The sequence below is a fragment of the Paraburkholderia sejongensis genome (genome assembly GCF_020880815.1).
Lineage (GTDB): Bacteria > Pseudomonadota > Gammaproteobacteria > Burkholderiales > Burkholderiaceae > Paraburkholderia > Paraburkholderia sejongensis.
This window is the reverse complement of record NZ_JAJITD010000005.1, coordinates 94338-111116: the sequence shown is the minus strand read 5'-3', so window position 1 is coordinate 111116 and position 16779 is coordinate 94338. Positions and strand designations below refer to the sequence as shown.

The 16779-nt window shown below is 63.1% G+C and carries 12 protein-coding genes; 10 read left to right on the top strand and 2 right to left on the bottom strand.

The features are described from left to right. The first annotated feature begins 165 nt into the window (after positions 1 to 165). The 10 genes from fliF (at position 166) to LJ656_RS11315 (ending at position 14467) form a co-directional block, all read left to right on the top strand. Positions 166 to 1956: a flagellar basal-body MS-ring/collar protein FliF gene (gene fliF, locus LJ656_RS11360; protein ID WP_230509522.1), complete on the top strand. Its 1791-nt coding sequence runs from the start codon at positions 166 to 168 to the stop codon at positions 1954 to 1956. Then, the gene (fliG, locus tag LJ656_RS11355; protein WP_075303379.1) at positions 1946 to 2941 is read left to right on the top strand and encodes a flagellar motor switch protein FliG; all 996 of its coding nucleotides are present in this window, start codon (positions 1946 to 1948) and stop codon (positions 2939 to 2941) included. The genes fliF and fliG overlap by 11 nt, the downstream gene beginning before the upstream one ends. After that, on the top strand, positions 2934 to 3617 hold the full coding sequence (gene fliH, locus LJ656_RS11350) for a flagellar assembly protein FliH (RefSeq protein WP_230509521.1): 684 nt from the start codon (positions 2934 to 2936) through the stop codon (positions 3615 to 3617). The genes fliG and fliH overlap by 8 nt, the downstream gene beginning before the upstream one ends. Beyond that, positions 3611 to 5434: a flagellar protein export ATPase FliI gene (gene fliI, locus LJ656_RS11345; protein WP_230509520.1), complete on the top strand. Its 1824-nt coding sequence runs from the start codon at positions 3611 to 3613 to the stop codon at positions 5432 to 5434. The genes fliH and fliI overlap by 7 nt, the downstream gene beginning before the upstream one ends. A 64-nt stretch (positions 5435 to 5498) precedes the next feature. Then, positions 5499 to 5948 (top strand): flagellar export protein FliJ, encoded by a 450-nt coding sequence (gene fliJ / locus LJ656_RS11340; protein WP_230509519.1) that lies wholly within the window; start codon positions 5499 to 5501, stop codon positions 5946 to 5948. 77 nt (positions 5949 to 6025) lie between these two features. After that, on the top strand, positions 6026 to 7606 hold the full coding sequence (locus LJ656_RS11335; protein WP_230509518.1) for a flagellar hook-length control protein FliK: 1581 nt from the start codon (positions 6026 to 6028) through the stop codon (positions 7604 to 7606). An 820-nt stretch (positions 7607 to 8426) separates the two neighbouring features. Then, a complete protein-coding gene (locus LJ656_RS11330; protein WP_230509517.1) occupies positions 8427 to 9407 on the top strand; it encodes a glycosyltransferase family 2 protein in 981 nt (326 codons plus the stop codon). Positions 9408 to 9589: 182 nt separating this feature from the next. Then, on the top strand, positions 9590 to 12256 hold the full coding sequence (locus LJ656_RS11325; RefSeq protein WP_230509516.1) for a GMC oxidoreductase: 2667 nt from the start codon (positions 9590 to 9592) through the stop codon (positions 12254 to 12256). Between the two features lie 105 nt (positions 12257 to 12361). Further along, positions 12362 to 13408: a glycosyltransferase family 2 protein gene (locus tag LJ656_RS11320; protein WP_230509515.1), complete on the top strand. Its 1047-nt coding sequence runs from the start codon at positions 12362 to 12364 to the stop codon at positions 13406 to 13408. A 48-nt stretch (positions 13409 to 13456) separates the two neighbouring features. Beyond that, on the top strand, positions 13457 to 14467 hold the full coding sequence (locus tag LJ656_RS11315; protein ID WP_230509514.1) for a glycosyltransferase family A protein: 1011 nt from the start codon (positions 13457 to 13459) through the stop codon (positions 14465 to 14467). Between the two features lie 54 nt (positions 14468 to 14521). On the opposite strand, the gene LJ656_RS11310 is transcribed toward LJ656_RS11315, so the two are convergent. Both LJ656_RS11310 and LJ656_RS11305 read right to left on the bottom strand, forming a co-directional pair. Beyond that, positions 14522 to 15397: an amidohydrolase family protein gene (locus LJ656_RS11310; RefSeq protein WP_230509513.1), complete on the bottom strand. Its 876-nt coding sequence runs from the start codon at positions 15395 to 15397 to the stop codon at positions 14522 to 14524. Positions 15398 to 15464: 67 nt separating this feature from the next. Further along, on the bottom strand, positions 15465 to 16760 hold the full coding sequence (locus LJ656_RS11305; protein WP_230509512.1) for an MFS transporter: 1296 nt from the start codon (positions 16758 to 16760) through the stop codon (positions 15465 to 15467). Between the last annotated feature and the right edge of the window lie 19 nt (positions 16761 to 16779).

The window sequence follows — 16779 nt, the reverse complement described above, 5'->3', positions numbered from 1 at the left end:
TCGCGAAAGTCCCGAAACTAGGGGGGAAACCCGGCTCTATTCAAGCAATCGGCGGCGGCCGCGCCCCGGATAATTTCGACGGTGAAAGTCTCTGTCCGTCCGCCCGCCGAACCCGGCGCGCGGTGACGGCGGAACGCCAAGGCATCCCCCGGAGAAACCCGACGCATGGATTCGTCAGCCAACTCGTTGATCAACCCCGACGCCCGCATGGGGCTCGCCGGCGCGCAGCCCGCGCCCGGGCAAGCCGCCGGCCAGGCGGGCGCAGCCGACCCCAGCGGTCTCGGCGGCTTCGGCGCCATCGGCGGCAACCTCGGTCAGCGTCTGTCCGGCCTCGCGCAGATGCGCGGCAACCCGCGCGCGCCGCTGGTGTTCGCGGTCGCGCTGCTGGTCGCGGTAGTCGCCGGCCTGTACCTGTGGTCGCGCGCGCCGGACTACAAAGTGCTGTACAGCAACCTGTCGGACCGCGACGGCGGCTCGATCATCGCCGCGCTGCAACAGGCGAACATTCCGTACAAGCTATCCGACAGCGGCGGCGCGATTCTGGTGCCGTCCGAGCAGGTGCACGAGACGCGCCTGCGGCTCGCGTCGCAGGGTCTGCCGAAGGCCGGCTCGGTCGGCTTCGAGCTGATGGACAACCAGAAGTTCGGCATCAGTCAGTTCGACGAACAGATCAACTATCAGCGCGCGCTCGAGGGCGAGCTCGAACGGACGATCGAATCGATCTCGTCGGTCAAATCCGCGCGCGTGCATCTGGCGATCCCGAAGCCGACCGTGTTCGTGCGCGACAAGGAATTGCCGTCGGCGTCGGTGCTGGTGCAGCTGTATCCGGGCCGCGTGCTCGACGAAGGGCAGGTGGTGGCGATCACCCACATGATCGCGTCGGCGGTGCCGCAGATGCCGGCCAAGGGTGTGACCGTGCTCGACCAGGACGGCAACCTGCTGACCCAGCCGAGCAACGGCACGGGTCTTGACGCGACCCAGCTGAAGTTCCGTCAGCAGATCGAACGCAATACCCAGCAGCGCATCGACGCGATCCTCGCGCCGCTGTTCGGCTCGGGCAACGCCCATTCGCAGGTCAGCGCCGACATCGACTTCTCGCATAGCGAGCAGACCTCGGAAAACTACGGCCCGAACGCCAATCCGCAGCAGGCGGCGATTCGCAGCCAGCAGTCCAGCAGCGCGACCGAAATGTCGCAGGGCGGCGCGTCGGGCGTGCCGGGCGCGCTGTCGAACCAGCCGCCGCAGCCGGCGTCGGCGCCGATCGTCGCCGGCAACGGCGCGAGCGGCGTGACCACCACGCCGATCAGCGACCACAAGGATTCGACCACCAACTACGAGCTGGACAAAACGGTGCGCCACATCGACAGCCCGATGGGCGGGATTCGCCGGTTGTCGGTCGCGGTGGTCGTCAACTACATGAAGGTCACCGACGCGAAGGGTCACGTGACGATGCAGCCGGTCAGCGCCGACAAGCTCGCGCAGATCACCCAGCTGGTGAAGGACGCGATGGGCTTCGACGCGCAGCGCGGCGACTCGGTCAACGTGGTCAACAGCGCGTTTTCGACCGACATCGATCCGGACGCGAACCTGCCGTGGTGGCGCACCCGCGAGATGCTCGCGCTCTACAAGCAGATCGCGACCTACCTCGGGATCGGCGCGGTGGCCCTGTTCCTGTATTTCGTGATGGTCAAGCCGGCATTGCGCCGCGCGTTTCCGCCGCCGCCGGAGCCGGTCGCCGCGCTGCCGTCGCCGGACGAGCCGATCCTGCTCGACGGCATCCCGGCCGCCGAACGCGACGGCGCGGTGGTCGAGATCGACGCCGATCCCGAGACGCTCGCGCTCGAAAACGCGAAGCACAAGTATGAAAAGAACCTGGAGTTCGCACGCAGCATCGCGCGCCAGGACCCGAAGATCGTAGCAACCGTCGTCAAGAACTGGGTGTCCGATGAGCGCTGAAGGTGTGATGAAAAGCGCGCTGCTGCTGATGTCGATCGGCGAGGAAGAGGCGGCGCAGGTGTTCAAGTTCCTCGGGCCGCGCGAAGTCCAGAAGATCGGCGTCGCGATGGCCGCGCTGAAGAACGTGACCCGTGAACAGGTCGATGAAGTGCTGCAGGAGTTCGTCAAGGAAGCCGAACAGCACACCGGCATGTCGCTCGACTCGAACGAGTACATCCGTTCGGTGCTGACCAAGGCGCTCGGCGACGACAAGGCCGGCGTGATCATCGACCGGATCCTGCAGGGCAGCGATACGAGCGGGATCGAAGGGCTGAAGTGGATGGACTCCGCGGCGGTCGCCGAGCTTATCAAGAACGAGCATCCGCAGATCATCGCGACGATCCTCGTGCATCTGGACCGCGATCAGGCGTCGGAAATCGTCGCCTGCTTCACCGACCGGCTGCGCAACGACGTGCTGCTGCGGATCGCGACGCTCGACGGCATCCAGCCGGCCGCGCTGCGCGAACTCGACGACGTGCTCACCGGCCTGCTGTCCGGCAGCGACAACCTGAAGCGCAGCCCGATGGGCGGCATCCGCACCGCGGCCGAGATCCTGAACTTCATGTCGAGCAACCACGAGGAAGGCGTGATCGAAAACGTGCGCCAGTACGACGCGGAGCTCGCGCAGAAGATCATCGACCAGATGTTCGTGTTCGAGAACCTGCTCGACCTGGAAGACCGCGCGATCCAGCTGCTGCTCAAGGAAGTCGAATCCGAAGCGCTGATCATCTCGCTAAAGGGCGCGCCCCCGGCGCTGCGCCAGAAGTTCCTGTCGAACATGTCGCAACGCGCGGCCGAACTGCTCGCCGAAGACCTCGACGCGCGCGGCCCGGTGCGGGTGTCCGAAGTCGAAACGCAGCAACGCCGCATCCTGCAGATCGTGCGCAACCTCGCCGAGAGCGGCGCGATCGTGCTAGGCGGCAAGGCGGAAGACGCATATGTCTGATTCGAACTCCTCGGCGAAGGCAAGCCTCTCGGCCTACCAGCGCTGGGAGATGGCCTCGTTCGACCCGGTGCCGCCGCCTCCGCCGCCGGAACCCGAAGTCGACGATGGCTCCGCCTTCGAAGCCGAACTCGAACGCATGCGCGAAGCCGCGCATGCGCAAGGTGTCGCGACCGGTCACGTGGCAGGTCAGGCGCTCGGCTACCAGGCCGGTTACGACCAGGGCCATGCGCGCGGTTTCGAAGAAGGCCAGGCCGAGGCGCGCGAACAGGCGATGCAGCTCGCCGCGCTCGCGCAGACGTTCAAGGCGGCGCTCGACGGCGCGCAGTTCGCGATTTCCGAAACGCTGGTCACGCTCGCGCTCGACATCGCGCAACAGGTGGTGCGCCAGCACGTGCAGCATGATCCGACCGCGCTGATCGCGGCCGCGCGCGAAGTGCTGGCCGCGGAACCCGCGTTGACCGGCGCGCCGGCGCTGATCGTCAGTCCCGCCGATCTGCCGGTGGTCGAGGCGTATCTGCTCGAAGAATTGCAAACGCGCGGCTGGACCGTGCGTACGGATCCCGCGGTCGAACGCGGCGGCTGCCGCGCGCAGGCCGGCAGCGGCGAAGTCGATGCGGGCATCGAGACGCGCTGGCAGCGCGTCGCGGCCGCGCTCGGCAAGGTGAGTACATGGTGAAGCCGACTCTCGAAGAAATCCGCGCCAGCGATCTGACGCCGCTCGAACGCGAACTCGCGTTGGCGTCGTTCGGCGCCGAGGCGCTCGCGCAAGCGGCTGACGACGGCTCGCTCGCGGAACTCGAGGACGCGATCGCGGCGGCCAGCGAGGAGGCGGGTTCGGAGCATTCGCATTCGCGGACGCGCGGCCGGATGGCCGCAGGGCGCGGTGGTGCGGCTGCCGAGCTTACCGATGCGGCCGACGCCGGCGGCAGCGGTGATCGCAGGGACGGCGATCGCGCCGGTGACGACGGTAAAGCCGCTAACGCTGGTAAGGCCGATCGCGCAGCCCATGCGGACAATGCCGCGCACGCCAGCAAGGCCCGCCACGCCAACCCTGCCAACGACGCTGCGGCGCGCACTGTGACTCATGCGCCGACCGTCGCCCCCTACGATCCGGCGCTCGACGCCAATCCGCACATAGAGGCGTGGCGCGGCCAGCTCGACGCGCTGCGCGCGCGCAACGCGATCGCCAGGCCGCTGCGCGCATGCGGGCGACTGACCCGCGCGGCCGGCCTGGTGCTCGAAGCAGTCGGCCTGCGGCTGTCGGTCGGCGCCGAGGTGATGATCGAGTTGCCGCCCGGCAGTTCGCTGCCGATGGCCGAAGCCGAAGTGGTCGGCTTCTCGGGTGACAAACTGTTCCTGATGCCGACCACCGAGGTGATCGGACTGTTACCCGGCGCGCGCGTCTATCCGCTCGAAAGCGCGCCGATCGACGATCCGCTCGCCGGCGCGAAGCGTCTGCCGGTCGGCTGGGAGCTGCTCGGCCGCGTGCTCGACGCGTCGGGCCGGCCGCTCGACGGCCTCGGCCCGCTCGGCACCCGCACCGATGCGCCGCTGTCGGCGCCGGTCATCAATCCGCTGAACCGCGAGCCGATCCACAAGGTGCTCGACGTCGGCGTGCGCGCGATCAACGCGCTGCTCACTGTCGGCCGCGGCCAGCGGATGGGCCTGTTTGCCGGCTCGGGCGTCGGCAAATCGGTGCTGCTCGGCACGATGGCGCGCTATACCAGCGCCGAGGTGATCGTGATCGGGCTGATCGGCGAACGCGGCCGCGAAGTGAAGGAATTCATCGAACAGATTCTCGGCGAGGAGGGGCTGGCGCGCTCGGTCGTGATCGCCGCGCCGGCCGACGTGTCGCCGCTGTTGCGGATGCAGGCGGCCGCGTATTCGACCTCGCTCGCCGAATATTTCCGCGACCAGGGCAAGCACGTGCTTCTGCTGATGGATTCGCTGACCCGCTACGCGATGGCGCAGCGCGAGATCGCGCTGGCCGTGGGCGAGCCGCCGGCGACCAAGGGCTATCCGCCGTCGGTGTTCGCGAAGCTGCCGGCGCTCGTCGAGCGCACCGGCAACGGGCCGGCGGGCGGCGGCTCGATCACCGCGTTCTACACGGTGCTGACCGAAGGCGACGACCAGCAGGATCCGATCGCCGATTCGGCGCGCGCGATTCTCGACGGCCACATCGTGCTGTCGCGCTCGCTCGCCGAGGCCGGCCACTATCCGGCGATCGATATCGAAGCGTCGATTAGCCGGGCAATGACCGCGCTGATCGACGATAACCACCTGAATAAAACGCGTATGTTCAAGCAGATGCTGTCGCGCTACCAGCGCAACCGCGATCTGATCAACGTTGGCGCGTATTCGAGCGGGCGCGACGCGGTGCTCGATCGCGCGATCGCGTTGTATCCGCGGATGGAGCAGTTTCTGCAACAGGGCTTTCGCGAGTGCGCGAATTTCGAACCGAGCATCGAGATGTTGAACGCGTTGTTCGCGTGAGCATGCGCTCGCTGGCCCGACCTATGCTCGAACACTTACCTGAACCGGCCCGAGGAGGCTGACGATGGCGAAACATTTCCCGATCAAGACGCTGATCGGTCTCGCGCAGGACGACGTCGACGCCGCCGCGCAGCGCCTGGGCCGCGCGCAGCGCGAGCGCAACGACGTGGCCGCGCAGCTCGACGCGCTGGTGCAGTACCGCGACGAGTATCACGCGCGGTTTACCGAGAGTGCGCAGTCGGGCATGCCGGCCGGCAATATGCGCAACTTCCAGGCCTTTATCGACACGCTCGATTCCGCGATCGAACAGCAGCGCAATCTGCTGGTGAACGCGAACGCGCGGCTCGAAGCCGCGAAGCCCGAATGGCAGCGTCAGAAGCAGAAGCTCGGTTCGTATGAAGTGCTGCAGGCGCGTGGCGAGGCGGCCGAGGCCAAAGTCACCGCGCGTCGCGAGCAGCGCGACGCCGACGAATTCGCGGCGCGCGTGTTGCGCATGCGCGCCGAGGGCGCGTAACAACTCATGGGACCGGCGCGCGGCGCACAGCCGCGTGCGTGCGGACCCACCCGTTTCCCAGATTGGCAGGATTCCTTATGTCCCCTCTTTCACAGATCGGCTCGCAGCTGAGTTCGCTGGTTGGCGCGGGCGGCGATTCATCGAACGGCGCGGCCGTCAGCGCCGCAGCCAACGCGATACCGTTCGCGCAGACCTTGCAGCAGAGCATCGACCAGCAGAACAGCGCGGGCGCGCAGAGCGCGAGCGTGGACGCGGGTTCGGCGGCGGCGCGGGCGGCGGCGGCTGCTTCGCGTTCGGGTTCGGCTTCGGGCTCGGGTTCAGGTTCGGGCTCGGGTTCGGGTTCGAGCGTGCACGATATGGCGAAGGCTCCGTCGGCGTCTGATAGCGCGAACAGCAAACAGAGCAGCGGCGCGACGTCGTCGGGCACGGCGAGGCCCGCTGCCGCGACCGCGTATGCGCGGCACGCGGCGCACAGCGCGCAGGCGAAGCAGACCGACGCCAAAGCGCAGAGCGATGCCGGTGCGCTGGCTGCCGCGGCCGCCGCCGCGCAGGCGCAAGCCCAGGCCGCCGCGAACGGCGCGGAGACGAATAGCACCGGCACGACCGACCTCACCGACGCCGCCACCGATGCGCTGAGCACCGTGGCGGGCGGTGTGGCCGATGCGCTGGCCGGGAGCGCGGCGAGCGGCAAGGGCGCGGTCGATCCGACGACGCTGCAGGATGCGTTGCACACGGCGCTGGCGGCGTTGTCGGGCGGCCAGGGAGCGGTGCCCGCGCAGGCGCTGGCGGCCGGTGCCGCGACCAAAGCCGCGACGACGGCGAGCGGCCTCGCGAGCGGTAAGAGTGGGCTGAACAGCGGCGGGTCCAGCAGCGGCGGCCTGAGCGGCGGCTCGGACGGCAAGACACTGACGAGCGGCCTGTTCGGCGACGCGAAGGGCGGCGCGAGCCACGCGACGACGACGGCCACGGCCGCGGCGACCGCGCTGACCGATCCGTCGACGGCGAAAGCGACCGCCGATGCGTTGACGGCGGCAGCGGCCAGCAGCGGCCAGGCGGACACGCTGGCCGCGGCGCGCAGCGCGGCCGACTCGGCCAGCGCCGAACTGGCCGCGACCCAGGCGGCGGCGAACGCCGCGAGCACGACCGCGGCGGCGCAGAGCACCGGCAACGCGGGCGCGGCGCAGGCGGCATCGAACGCGTTGGGCCCGCAGGTCGGCACCAGCGACTGGGAAGAGGCGTTGAGCCAGAAGGTGGTGTTCCTGTCGAACGCGCATTCGCAAAGCGCGGAGCTGACGTTGAACCCGAAGGATCTCGGGCCGTTACAGGTGGTGTTGCAGGTGGCCGACAACCATGCGCATGCGCTGTTTGTTTCCCAGCATCAATCGGTGCGGGAGGCGGTCGAGGCGGCGCTGCCGAAGTTGCGCGAGGCGATGGAGTCGAACGGGATCGGGTTGGGAAGCGCTAGCGTCAGTGATGGGTTCGCGCGGCAGAGCGGGCAGCAGCAGAATGCCGGGACTGGGGCGGGGTCGGGGTCCGGTTCTGGCTCAGGGCGCGCGCGTGGGTTTGCTGCCGATGGTGGTGCTTCGGACGCTGACGATACCGTTGTGAGTGCTGCAGCTACGCAGCGGTCGGTGGGATTGGTTGATACGTTTGCTTGAGGCGTCAGGCGACAAACGCTTTCACCGCGTGGCGCGCGCACGAGCCAATGCAGCCGAACCGTACCTCGAACGCACCGCCGCCTGAGCGGAGCAGGTCTATGCCGGCATGCGCGAAGGGCGTGCCCCCACGCTCTTTTCGTTGCCGCGACCAAACACCGACGAAATAGTCGGCGCAATTACCGGGCGTTCTCGATCCTCGTCACTGCGCGAACTCAGTGCGACCCGTACGTCGTATTCACTTACTCCCACCACTTTGCCGCATGGGCTGAAGTCGATTCCAGCGGCTTCACAAGCCCGGTCCAGCGGCGCGGCCAAGGCCCGTCGCGGGCGGTCGTCATCGACTTCGATCTCCCAGCTTCGTTTTGATTGGCGCGAACAGGCCGGGCTTTGTTGCGAACTTCACTAATGCGCGAATAGAGCCGTGTGACGCAACGCGGGCAATCGTAAGTTGGCTCTCCTATTCAACACCGGGAAAGCCCGTAACCTTCATACAAATACGAGCGTCCGCGGGGTGAACCGCGACGCGGCGGAATGCGCCAATACCTAACCCATTTGTGCCGATTTATAAAGTAAGGGTGCAGAGCGCCATATACAAAGTGCTTCGAAGTGCTTCCTTTCGTGGCGTAATGGTCGTGACGTCGCCGCGATCGCGCGGCGCCAGCGCAGGCGCGCTTATTCGTCTGTTTATTTCGATTCGTGGCGGTCCTGGCTGATCCAGACGGCCGACACTTTACGTCGGTCCGGTTTGCTCCAACAGCATCGTTCGTGAAAAGTTAATTTCTCGCGAAGCAACGATTTTTGACTTGCAGGAGCAATGTTTATGGCCGCACCGAAAATCAGCGTTTTGCTGCCTATGTATAACGTCGAGGACTACGTCGAGCACTGTCTCGACTCGCTGCTGGCGCAATCGTGCACCGACTTTGAAATCATCGCGGTCGACGACTGCAGCCCCGATCGCTCCGGTGAAGTTGCAGCCCGGGTTCTGGCGCAACAGAGTCGCATTCCCTGGAAGCTCGTCAGAAACATTGAAAATAAAGGGCTCGCCGAAACGCGCAAAATTGCGGCATTGGAAGCGCGTGGCGATTACGTGCTGTGCGTTGACAGCGACGACTGTGTCCATCCGGATCTGGTTCGCACCGTGCTGCGTGAGGCGCAACAGCACGACGCCGACATCGTCAATTTCGCTGCGGAGCGCATCTATCCAGACGGCACCGCGTTGCCCGAAATCGAATCCGGCGACGGCGTCATCACTGGCGTGGAAGCCGTGCAAAAAGTCCTCGAACTCAAGCTGTCAGCCTTTTGCTGGAACAAGCTTGTGCGCCGGGAAATCTTCGTCGCAGCCGAGCATCCGTGCGGTCTCATTTTCGAAGACATTTGCGTGTCGGTGCAAACGCTCGCCAACGCAAAGGTCGTTCGCCTCATTCCGGACAGGCTCTATTCATACATGGTCCGCGAATCCGGCATTTCCAGACGTTTCAACCCTCAGGTCGTCGATCTTTTCTCGATCATGGATCGCGTGGAAAAGAGTACCGCATCCCTGCCGATCGCTGACCACAAACGCCTTTTTTTCCGGCTTAAATACGCGTGGGCGTACCGCGCGATCGCGTTTCAGACCGCGATCACAGCGCCGACGTACTACCTCGCCAGCCCCATTCTCAGGAGCGTATCGGAGAAGCTGCGCGTAAAGCACCTGCTCGGCATGTTTGCGGATCGGCATCTGAAGCTTTCCATCGTGATGACCATGCTCAAGATCCATCCCTGGATATTTTATTGCGTGGTAAGACGCTTCAATCGCCGCTAGCACAGCCGATGCACCATGTAGATCTAACGTCGATCGCGCCCGTTGGGGCGTGCGGCGGCACGACTTGGTTGCGAGGCGCGTCAGCCATCGTTGGATAGCGATAGTGCATTAGGGACGAATGGGGAGTCCTCTCGCTTTAAGGGCTGCCAAGGTTCGGTCCAGAACTGCACGAGGAAAGGCTCATGAGTTGTTACATCGATTTTGAGCGCTACAGCGGCGCAGGAATAGTTGGGACAGCGTTTGATCTGTTGATCATTGGGTCGGGTGTTGCCGGACTGACTTTGGCTCGCGAGCTATCGGGCCAGGGCCTGCGCCTGCTGATCGTCGAAAGCGGAAATTGGGACGAAACAACCCATGAGAAAGCACGTGATGCGACAGAGCTGCAAGATGACATTGGCGCATCCGGCGACTCCGCAACGGCGCGCGCGGACGAGTTGGCGCAATTCGGTCCTATCGACCTGGCTCAGCGCGATTGGGTGCCCGGATCAGGGTGGCCGTTAGACATGGACACACTCGCACATTACTGCGCGCGAGCAGTGCGGCGACTGGACGGTGGGCCATTACTGGCGAGTAACCGGATATGGAAGACTACCGGGCAACAAGTGCCGTCGGTGATCGAAGGCCTGGACTCTTTCTCTCCCGCTTTTAATCAAAAAGCGCCATCGACAGCGGATATGACTGATGCGGCGAGATTGTGGAATAAATTCCGCAGCGAAAACCATCCGGATGTCACGGTTCTTTTTAACGCGACAGCGACGTCGATAAAGTGCGGCGATCGCAATGTCACCGGGGTTGGTGTTGTGTCTTCGGTATCCGGAAAAAATCATTGCTTGCTCGATGCCGGGTACGTCGTGCTTGCCGCTGGCGCAGTGGAGAACGCACGCTTGCTTCTTCTTTCACGGGATCGCACAGGGGCCGCACCAGGTAATCGGCAGGACGTGGTCGGCCGCTACCTTATGGATCGCCCGAGCGTGACGCTGGGAAGTTTCTACGGCCCGTCAAAGAGCCGGGTGGCATCGGCCTTTAGCGCCTTTACGCTGTTTGCTGATCGTCGTGCGTTTATTTACTCGTATGGATTATCGATAAAGCCAAACGTGCAGGATCAGTGGCGTCTCACCAATATGACCGTCTACGCGACCGTGCACCACGGCGCAGATGATCCTGTCCGAGCCCTGGACAGGCTGTTAAAAGGCCAACGCGAACGCCGGGCAGCTGACTTGCTGGCGGCAAGCGCACGGCCTGGGCTTGCGACGACTCATGTTGGGCGGATGTTGCTGGAGCACCCGCAAGCGCCGGCGTGGCTGCGTGGTTGGCTCGCCCACCCGACGGCGCTGCTGCACCCGACATCTGCGGACCGTAACCGTATCCGCAGTCCCGCGAGAAAAATCGAAAAAGTCGATCTGGACGTTGTCTGCGAGCAGCCGCCATTGCCGGAAAATCGGGTCACGCTTTCCAGCCATTGCGACCGCTTCGGGTTGCCCAAAGCAAAGGTGACCTGGGATGTCGGTGATCAGGTGCGATACGGTCTATCGACGCTAGGATCGTTGTTGGCGCGCGAACTCACGGTTGCCGGATTCAGCGATTTCCGCCTGTCACCGGCGCTTGCGGCGAGCGACGGTGCGAAGATCGTCCCGCACAATATCGGGCGCTTTTCGGGCACCACGCGGATGGGCGTGGACGTTGCATCAAGTGTCGTGGACCCGACTTCTCAGGTCCACGGAATGAACGGGCTTTACGTAGCCGGCAGTTCCGTTTTCCCGACCAGCGGTGCTGCGAATCACGCCGTGATGACAATGGCGCTGTCAATGCGCCTCGCGGATCATCTGAGAGAACGCTTTGCGTCACGGCGGCTTGCGCAATTCAAAAGCGCGTTTTGCGAAAACGGAAGCCGTCCCCTCGTGCTCGTCACGGGAGCAACGGGCAACCTCGGAACGTCTATTGTTGAACAACTGCTTGTGCAGGGCTATCGCGTCAGGGGCCAATTCCATTTGAAGCTACCGAACGAGAGCCGTGTCGAGTGGGTACATGCGGATTTTTCAAAAGTGGATATGGTCGACGCCACTTTCGACAGCCTGCTCAATGGTGTCAGCGCTGTAATCCACCTGGCGGCAACTGGTCCGGGCGCGCCGGACATGCATGTGACCAACGAAGTCAATCTTGAACGGCTTGTGCGAGCGTGCGTGCGACACGGGATCGAGTACTTCGGTCACGCGAGTTCAATGGTGGTCTATGGGTCTCCAACCAAACGACTGGTGACGGAGAGTGACCCTTTGATAAATCCCGACATCCCGATCGAAAAACAGTATTTTGAAAGCGGCGCCATGCGTGATTACGCGCGCAGCAAGCGGGAAGCGGAAAGAGTACTGGAAAAGTACGCTCCGCATCTGCATGTCGATGTTTACAGAATTGCCATGGCACAACGCTCTCTTCAGCGCTCCCTCGCGAGCGGGCGGCCTGACAGGATCATGGAGATGTACCGGAACAACCATTACATCTCCCCGCATAACGTTGCGATGGCCGTCGTGCATTTGCTGCAAGTTGCTCTTCGTGGCAGCAGCACGAATGGAATCGATGCGTACAATATTGCGGACACAGCTTCTCCCAGCTACAAAAATTTTTATCATCGCGTTGGCCATAAAGCGCTCCTGCAGGTGCCTCTCGCTTTCGATCTATTGAAGGGGCTAGCGCTAAGCCGTTGCATTTCCCGACGCATTCCAATGGCTCTTTGTAGACTCGACAACAGCAAACTTCGCTCGACAGGGTTCGAGCTGGACAGCGATCGGGATAGTTCTTTCAGCATCGCGTCGCCGCGTCACGGCACGGAGGATCCATCGAGTTGCATGAGATGACTACATAGAATCGAGCCGTCCGCTTATCGCCATGGCGGAAGGAATACATGAATCGGTGTCGAGGTGGAATGGGTGCGCCCATATGAACCAGACCGGAGGTACCTGATGAAAGTCCGATACAACGAATCTCTCGCAGAGCGCGATCGACTGTTTTTCTCTGTTGTCATTGCGAACTACAATTACGGGCGCTTTGTTCGCCAGGCCATTGATAGCGCTCTGGCACAGGATTGGCCGAATAGGGAAGTCATCGTCGTGGACGACGGTTCGACCGATGACTCCGCGGAGGTGATACGTTCTTATGGCGAAAAAATCACGGCCATCTTCAAAAAGAACGGCGGCCAGCGGGAAGCGAACAACGTAGGCTTCGAGCGGAGCGCGGGCGACGTCGTGATCTTCCTCGATGCGGACGACGTGCTAGTGCCAGGCGCACTGCGCTCGATCGCTTCAGTATGGCGACCTGGCCTGAGCAAGGTGCAGGTTCTGATGGAGCGGGTCGATGCACAGGGGCGTCCTTTACACAGCGCCATTCCAAAGCTTCGAAACGTGATACCGAACGTTCCACCGAAACTGTCGTCGGAAGCCATTCGCAACTGGGCTTACAGAATTGCGGAGTATCCCACCCCGCCTGGCTCTGGAAACGCCTACGCGCGAACCTTCCTCGAAAGAATTTTTCCTCTGGGTGAGAACTACGATTCATTTACGGATTCGACTTGCATTGCGATGGCCCCCTATATGGGCGACGTCGAAACAATTGCAGCCCCTCTTGTTCTGTATCGCATGCACGGCGCGAACGATAGCGCGATGAGTGCGAATGTCAGCAATTTTGGGCGCGAGATCACGCGCGCACTAAAGCGCCACAATGCAGCGTGTGAAGCATGCGAAATGATGGGCCTACCGCCACCGCCGCTTAGCACTCTGTTTTCAGCGCCGCATCTGTTGCAGTTGCGAGTTGCATCGCTGCGGCTGACACCAGATCAGCATCCATTACCCGGCGACAGCCGGATTCGCGCGCTGCGCGATGCGTTGTCGATTCCATTTCGTGAAAGTTTCGAGCGTCCCGCCTTTCGCATTCTGATCGCGGGGTGGAGCGTCGCCACCTTGATCGCACCCAAGGACATTGCGAGCAAACTCATCCGGCGCCGTTTCATTTGATCGGACGCAGCCCAAAAAGTCGAAATTTACTGTTTTGCGTGGGTCGTTATGAAAGAAATGACCATTGTGATCTGCAATTACAACCACGAGCGATTCCTCGCGGAGGCGGTCAATTCGGCGCTCGCGCAGGACTATGCAAATACTCGCGTGATCGTGATCGACGACGGATCGACGGACGGGTCTCGCGCAATCATGGAGGGTTACGGATCACGCATAACATCTATCTTCAAAGGCAACGGCGGGCAGGTGTCCGCGTACAACCTGGGTCTTCATCTCGTGAGGTCGGAATACGTGTTGTTCCTGGACGCCGACGACGTGCTCTATCCGGGCGCCGTGACCGAAGTGATGCAGCGCTTTAATACGGCAAATCCTGCGAAGGTTCAGTTCCGGCTGGACATCATCGACCACACGAGCAGATGCACAGGCGTTTATGTGCCTAATTCCGGCATCGACGGTGACTGCGGAAAACTCCTGCTGGACGGATGGCTCTATCCGTCTCCCCCCGCTTCCGGGAACGCGTATAGCGTCACTGCACTAAGAAAAGTGTTCCCCGTTCCGGAGACGGCCGAAAACCGGTATGGCGCAGATTTTTACGCGATCTATGGAGCCGCCCTCGTCGGGCCAGTCTCGAACATACCGATGTCGCTCGGCGGGTATCGGGTGTCTCAATCCTCAGCGCGAGGCGTATCGTTCGCCAACTCCGATCAGCCCGAGAAGGCTCCCAGAGCCGTTACGTCGCGGTGGGCAATCCTGCGCGAAGTCGCGTCCCACCGCCTGGGCATGCAATTGCCATCCAACTTCTACGATTTTGCGCATGAAAGAGCCATTTTTTGTGCAAGTGTCTATCAGGCGCCATTGACGACCCGATGGCGCTGGATGTTCAGCGACTCGCATGCCTACTTTCACGCGATCCTGGCAAATCCATTCTGGAGTCTAAGGAAGAAGGTCGGCACGCTGATGCTGTCCAGTCTCTGTCTGGTTCCCTATTCGCCTATTGCTGACTACGCAGTCCGCTACATCTGCAATCCATTGGCTCGTCACGGCGCGCGGCAGGTGTAGTGGCCGATTGCCGGTGGAGCGAGTCGGCTGGCGATAGAAGCTGCGCGATGCGAATCACGCAACGTCGAACCCGTAAAGTCTCGCAGGCGTGTCCGCCAGCACAACCCGACGCTCTTCTTCAACCGGAACCAGTGCACGCAAAAGTTCGAGCGCTTGGCCGAAGTCCTCGTCCGCCTCGAACTGCGTATGCGGCCAGTCGCTGCCCCACATAAGGCGATGCACGCCGAAGGCCTCTTTCAGAAAATGAAACGCCTGATGCGCGTCATGGTCATCCGCGCGAAGCTGCCGTCGATTCCGGTACGCGGCCGATATCTTCACCCACACACGCCGCGTGTCGGCGAGTTCCAGAAGACGGCGAAGGCCCGCGTCTTTTACACCGATATCCGGATCGGGCCTGCCGAAATGATCGACGACGACATTCATGCCCGCGTCCAGAAGCGGTTCGACGATGCCCGGCAGCCGCGCAGCTTCCGCATGCACTTCGACATGCCATTTCAGATCGCGGACATCGGCGAGCGTTTGCGCGCTCACCCATCTGTCGAGCGGCTGATCGGCATGTCCGATCAGGTTCAGCCGAATCCCCGCAATGCCCGCATTCGCCATTGCCGTCAGCGTGTCGATCCGACAATCACGCTCGATCACCGCGACACCGCGTAGTCGCTGCGGCGCGCGGCGCAAGGCATCGAGGAGATAGCTGCAATCGGTGCCGAGAAAGCTGGGCTGCACCAGCACGCCGTGCGATACGCCGTGCGTGTTCAGTTGGGCCAGGTATGCGTCGAGCGTGGCGTCGTACTCGGGCACATAGCGACGCTTCCGGGCGAGCGGCAGGCCGCGCTCGAATACATGAGCATGCGTATCGACAGCTGCGATGTAGGCTGGACGATACACAGCCTGCCGGTGACTCGCCTCTATCGCCGACTTCTCCATCATGGACGTTCCTTCATCACCAGTCTTGCGCGGTTACGGCGAGTACCTCGCGCGTCAATGCGTCAATGCGTCAATGCCTTTGCGCGTGAGAAAGCGCGCCGGTGTGTTCGGGTTCGAGCGTGGTTTCACCCAGCGTACGGCCCCGTGTCTCGGGCAGCATCAGCACGGACAACACGACGATCGAGTACGCGAGTCCCGCATCGATGCCGATCGCCGTGCCAAGCGACATGGTCGCGGACATGTGCCCGACCAGCACCGGAAATCCCGCCGACACGACGCGACCGAAGTTGTAGCAAAACCCGACGCCCGTGCCACGCATCCCGCGCGGGTACAGCTCGTTGAACAGCGCGCCCATGCTTGCCGGAATGCCTGCTGCAAAAAAGCCCAGCGGAAAACCGAGGAACAGCATCGCGGCATTGCCGAGCGGTAGAAACAGATAGGCGAGCACCGTGATCACGCAGCAGATCGCAAACGTGAGTATGGTCTTGCGGCGTCCGATGCGATCCAGCAGCTGCGCACTCACGAGGCACCCGCAAAAGAACGCGACGATCACGACCGCGAGGTAGCCGCCGGTACTCAACACCGACAGATGGCGCTCGCTTTTCAGATAGGTCGGCAGCCACGTCATCAGCGCGTAGTAGCCGCCATGCGCACCCACGCCGAGCAGTGCGCCGATCAGCGTCATGCGCAGCACTTGCGGAGAAAAGATGCCGACGACAACGCCGGGCGTCTGCTGTTGCTGACCCGCCCGCGCATCGCGCGTCGCGCGGACCGGCGCGGCAGGCTCCTGCACGTTGCGTCGGACGTACAGAATCAGAAGCGCCGGGACGACGCCGACTCCGAACATCACGCGCCACGCGGTATTGGCGGGCAGCAGCGAGAACATCAACGCATACAGCAGCACCGCTGCGCCCCAGCCGACTGCCCATGCGCTCTGCACGCTGCCCATCGCCTTGCCGCGGTGCTCGTTGCGGATCGTCTCGGCCATCAGCACGGCGCCCGCCGCCCATTCTCCGCCGAAGCCAAATCCCTGTAGCGTCTTCAGCACGAGGAACTGGGGATAGTTCTGCGCGAACGCGCACAGGAACGTGAATACGGAAAAAAACGCGACGGTCCATTGCAGCGTCTTTACGCGCCCCAGCCGGTCCGACATCATGCCCGCGATCCAGCCACCCAGCGCCGACGCCACCAGCGTGACGCCGCTGACGAGCCCCGCTTGCGTGCGGTTGATCGACCACTCGGCGATGATCGCCGGAATCACGAGGCTGAACATCTGCACATCGAGCGAATCTAGCGCCCATCCGCCGAAGCACGCCCAGAACGTCCGGCGTTCATTGCCCGAAATCTGGCTGAACCACTTGAACATTGCTGTCTCCAGATCGTCG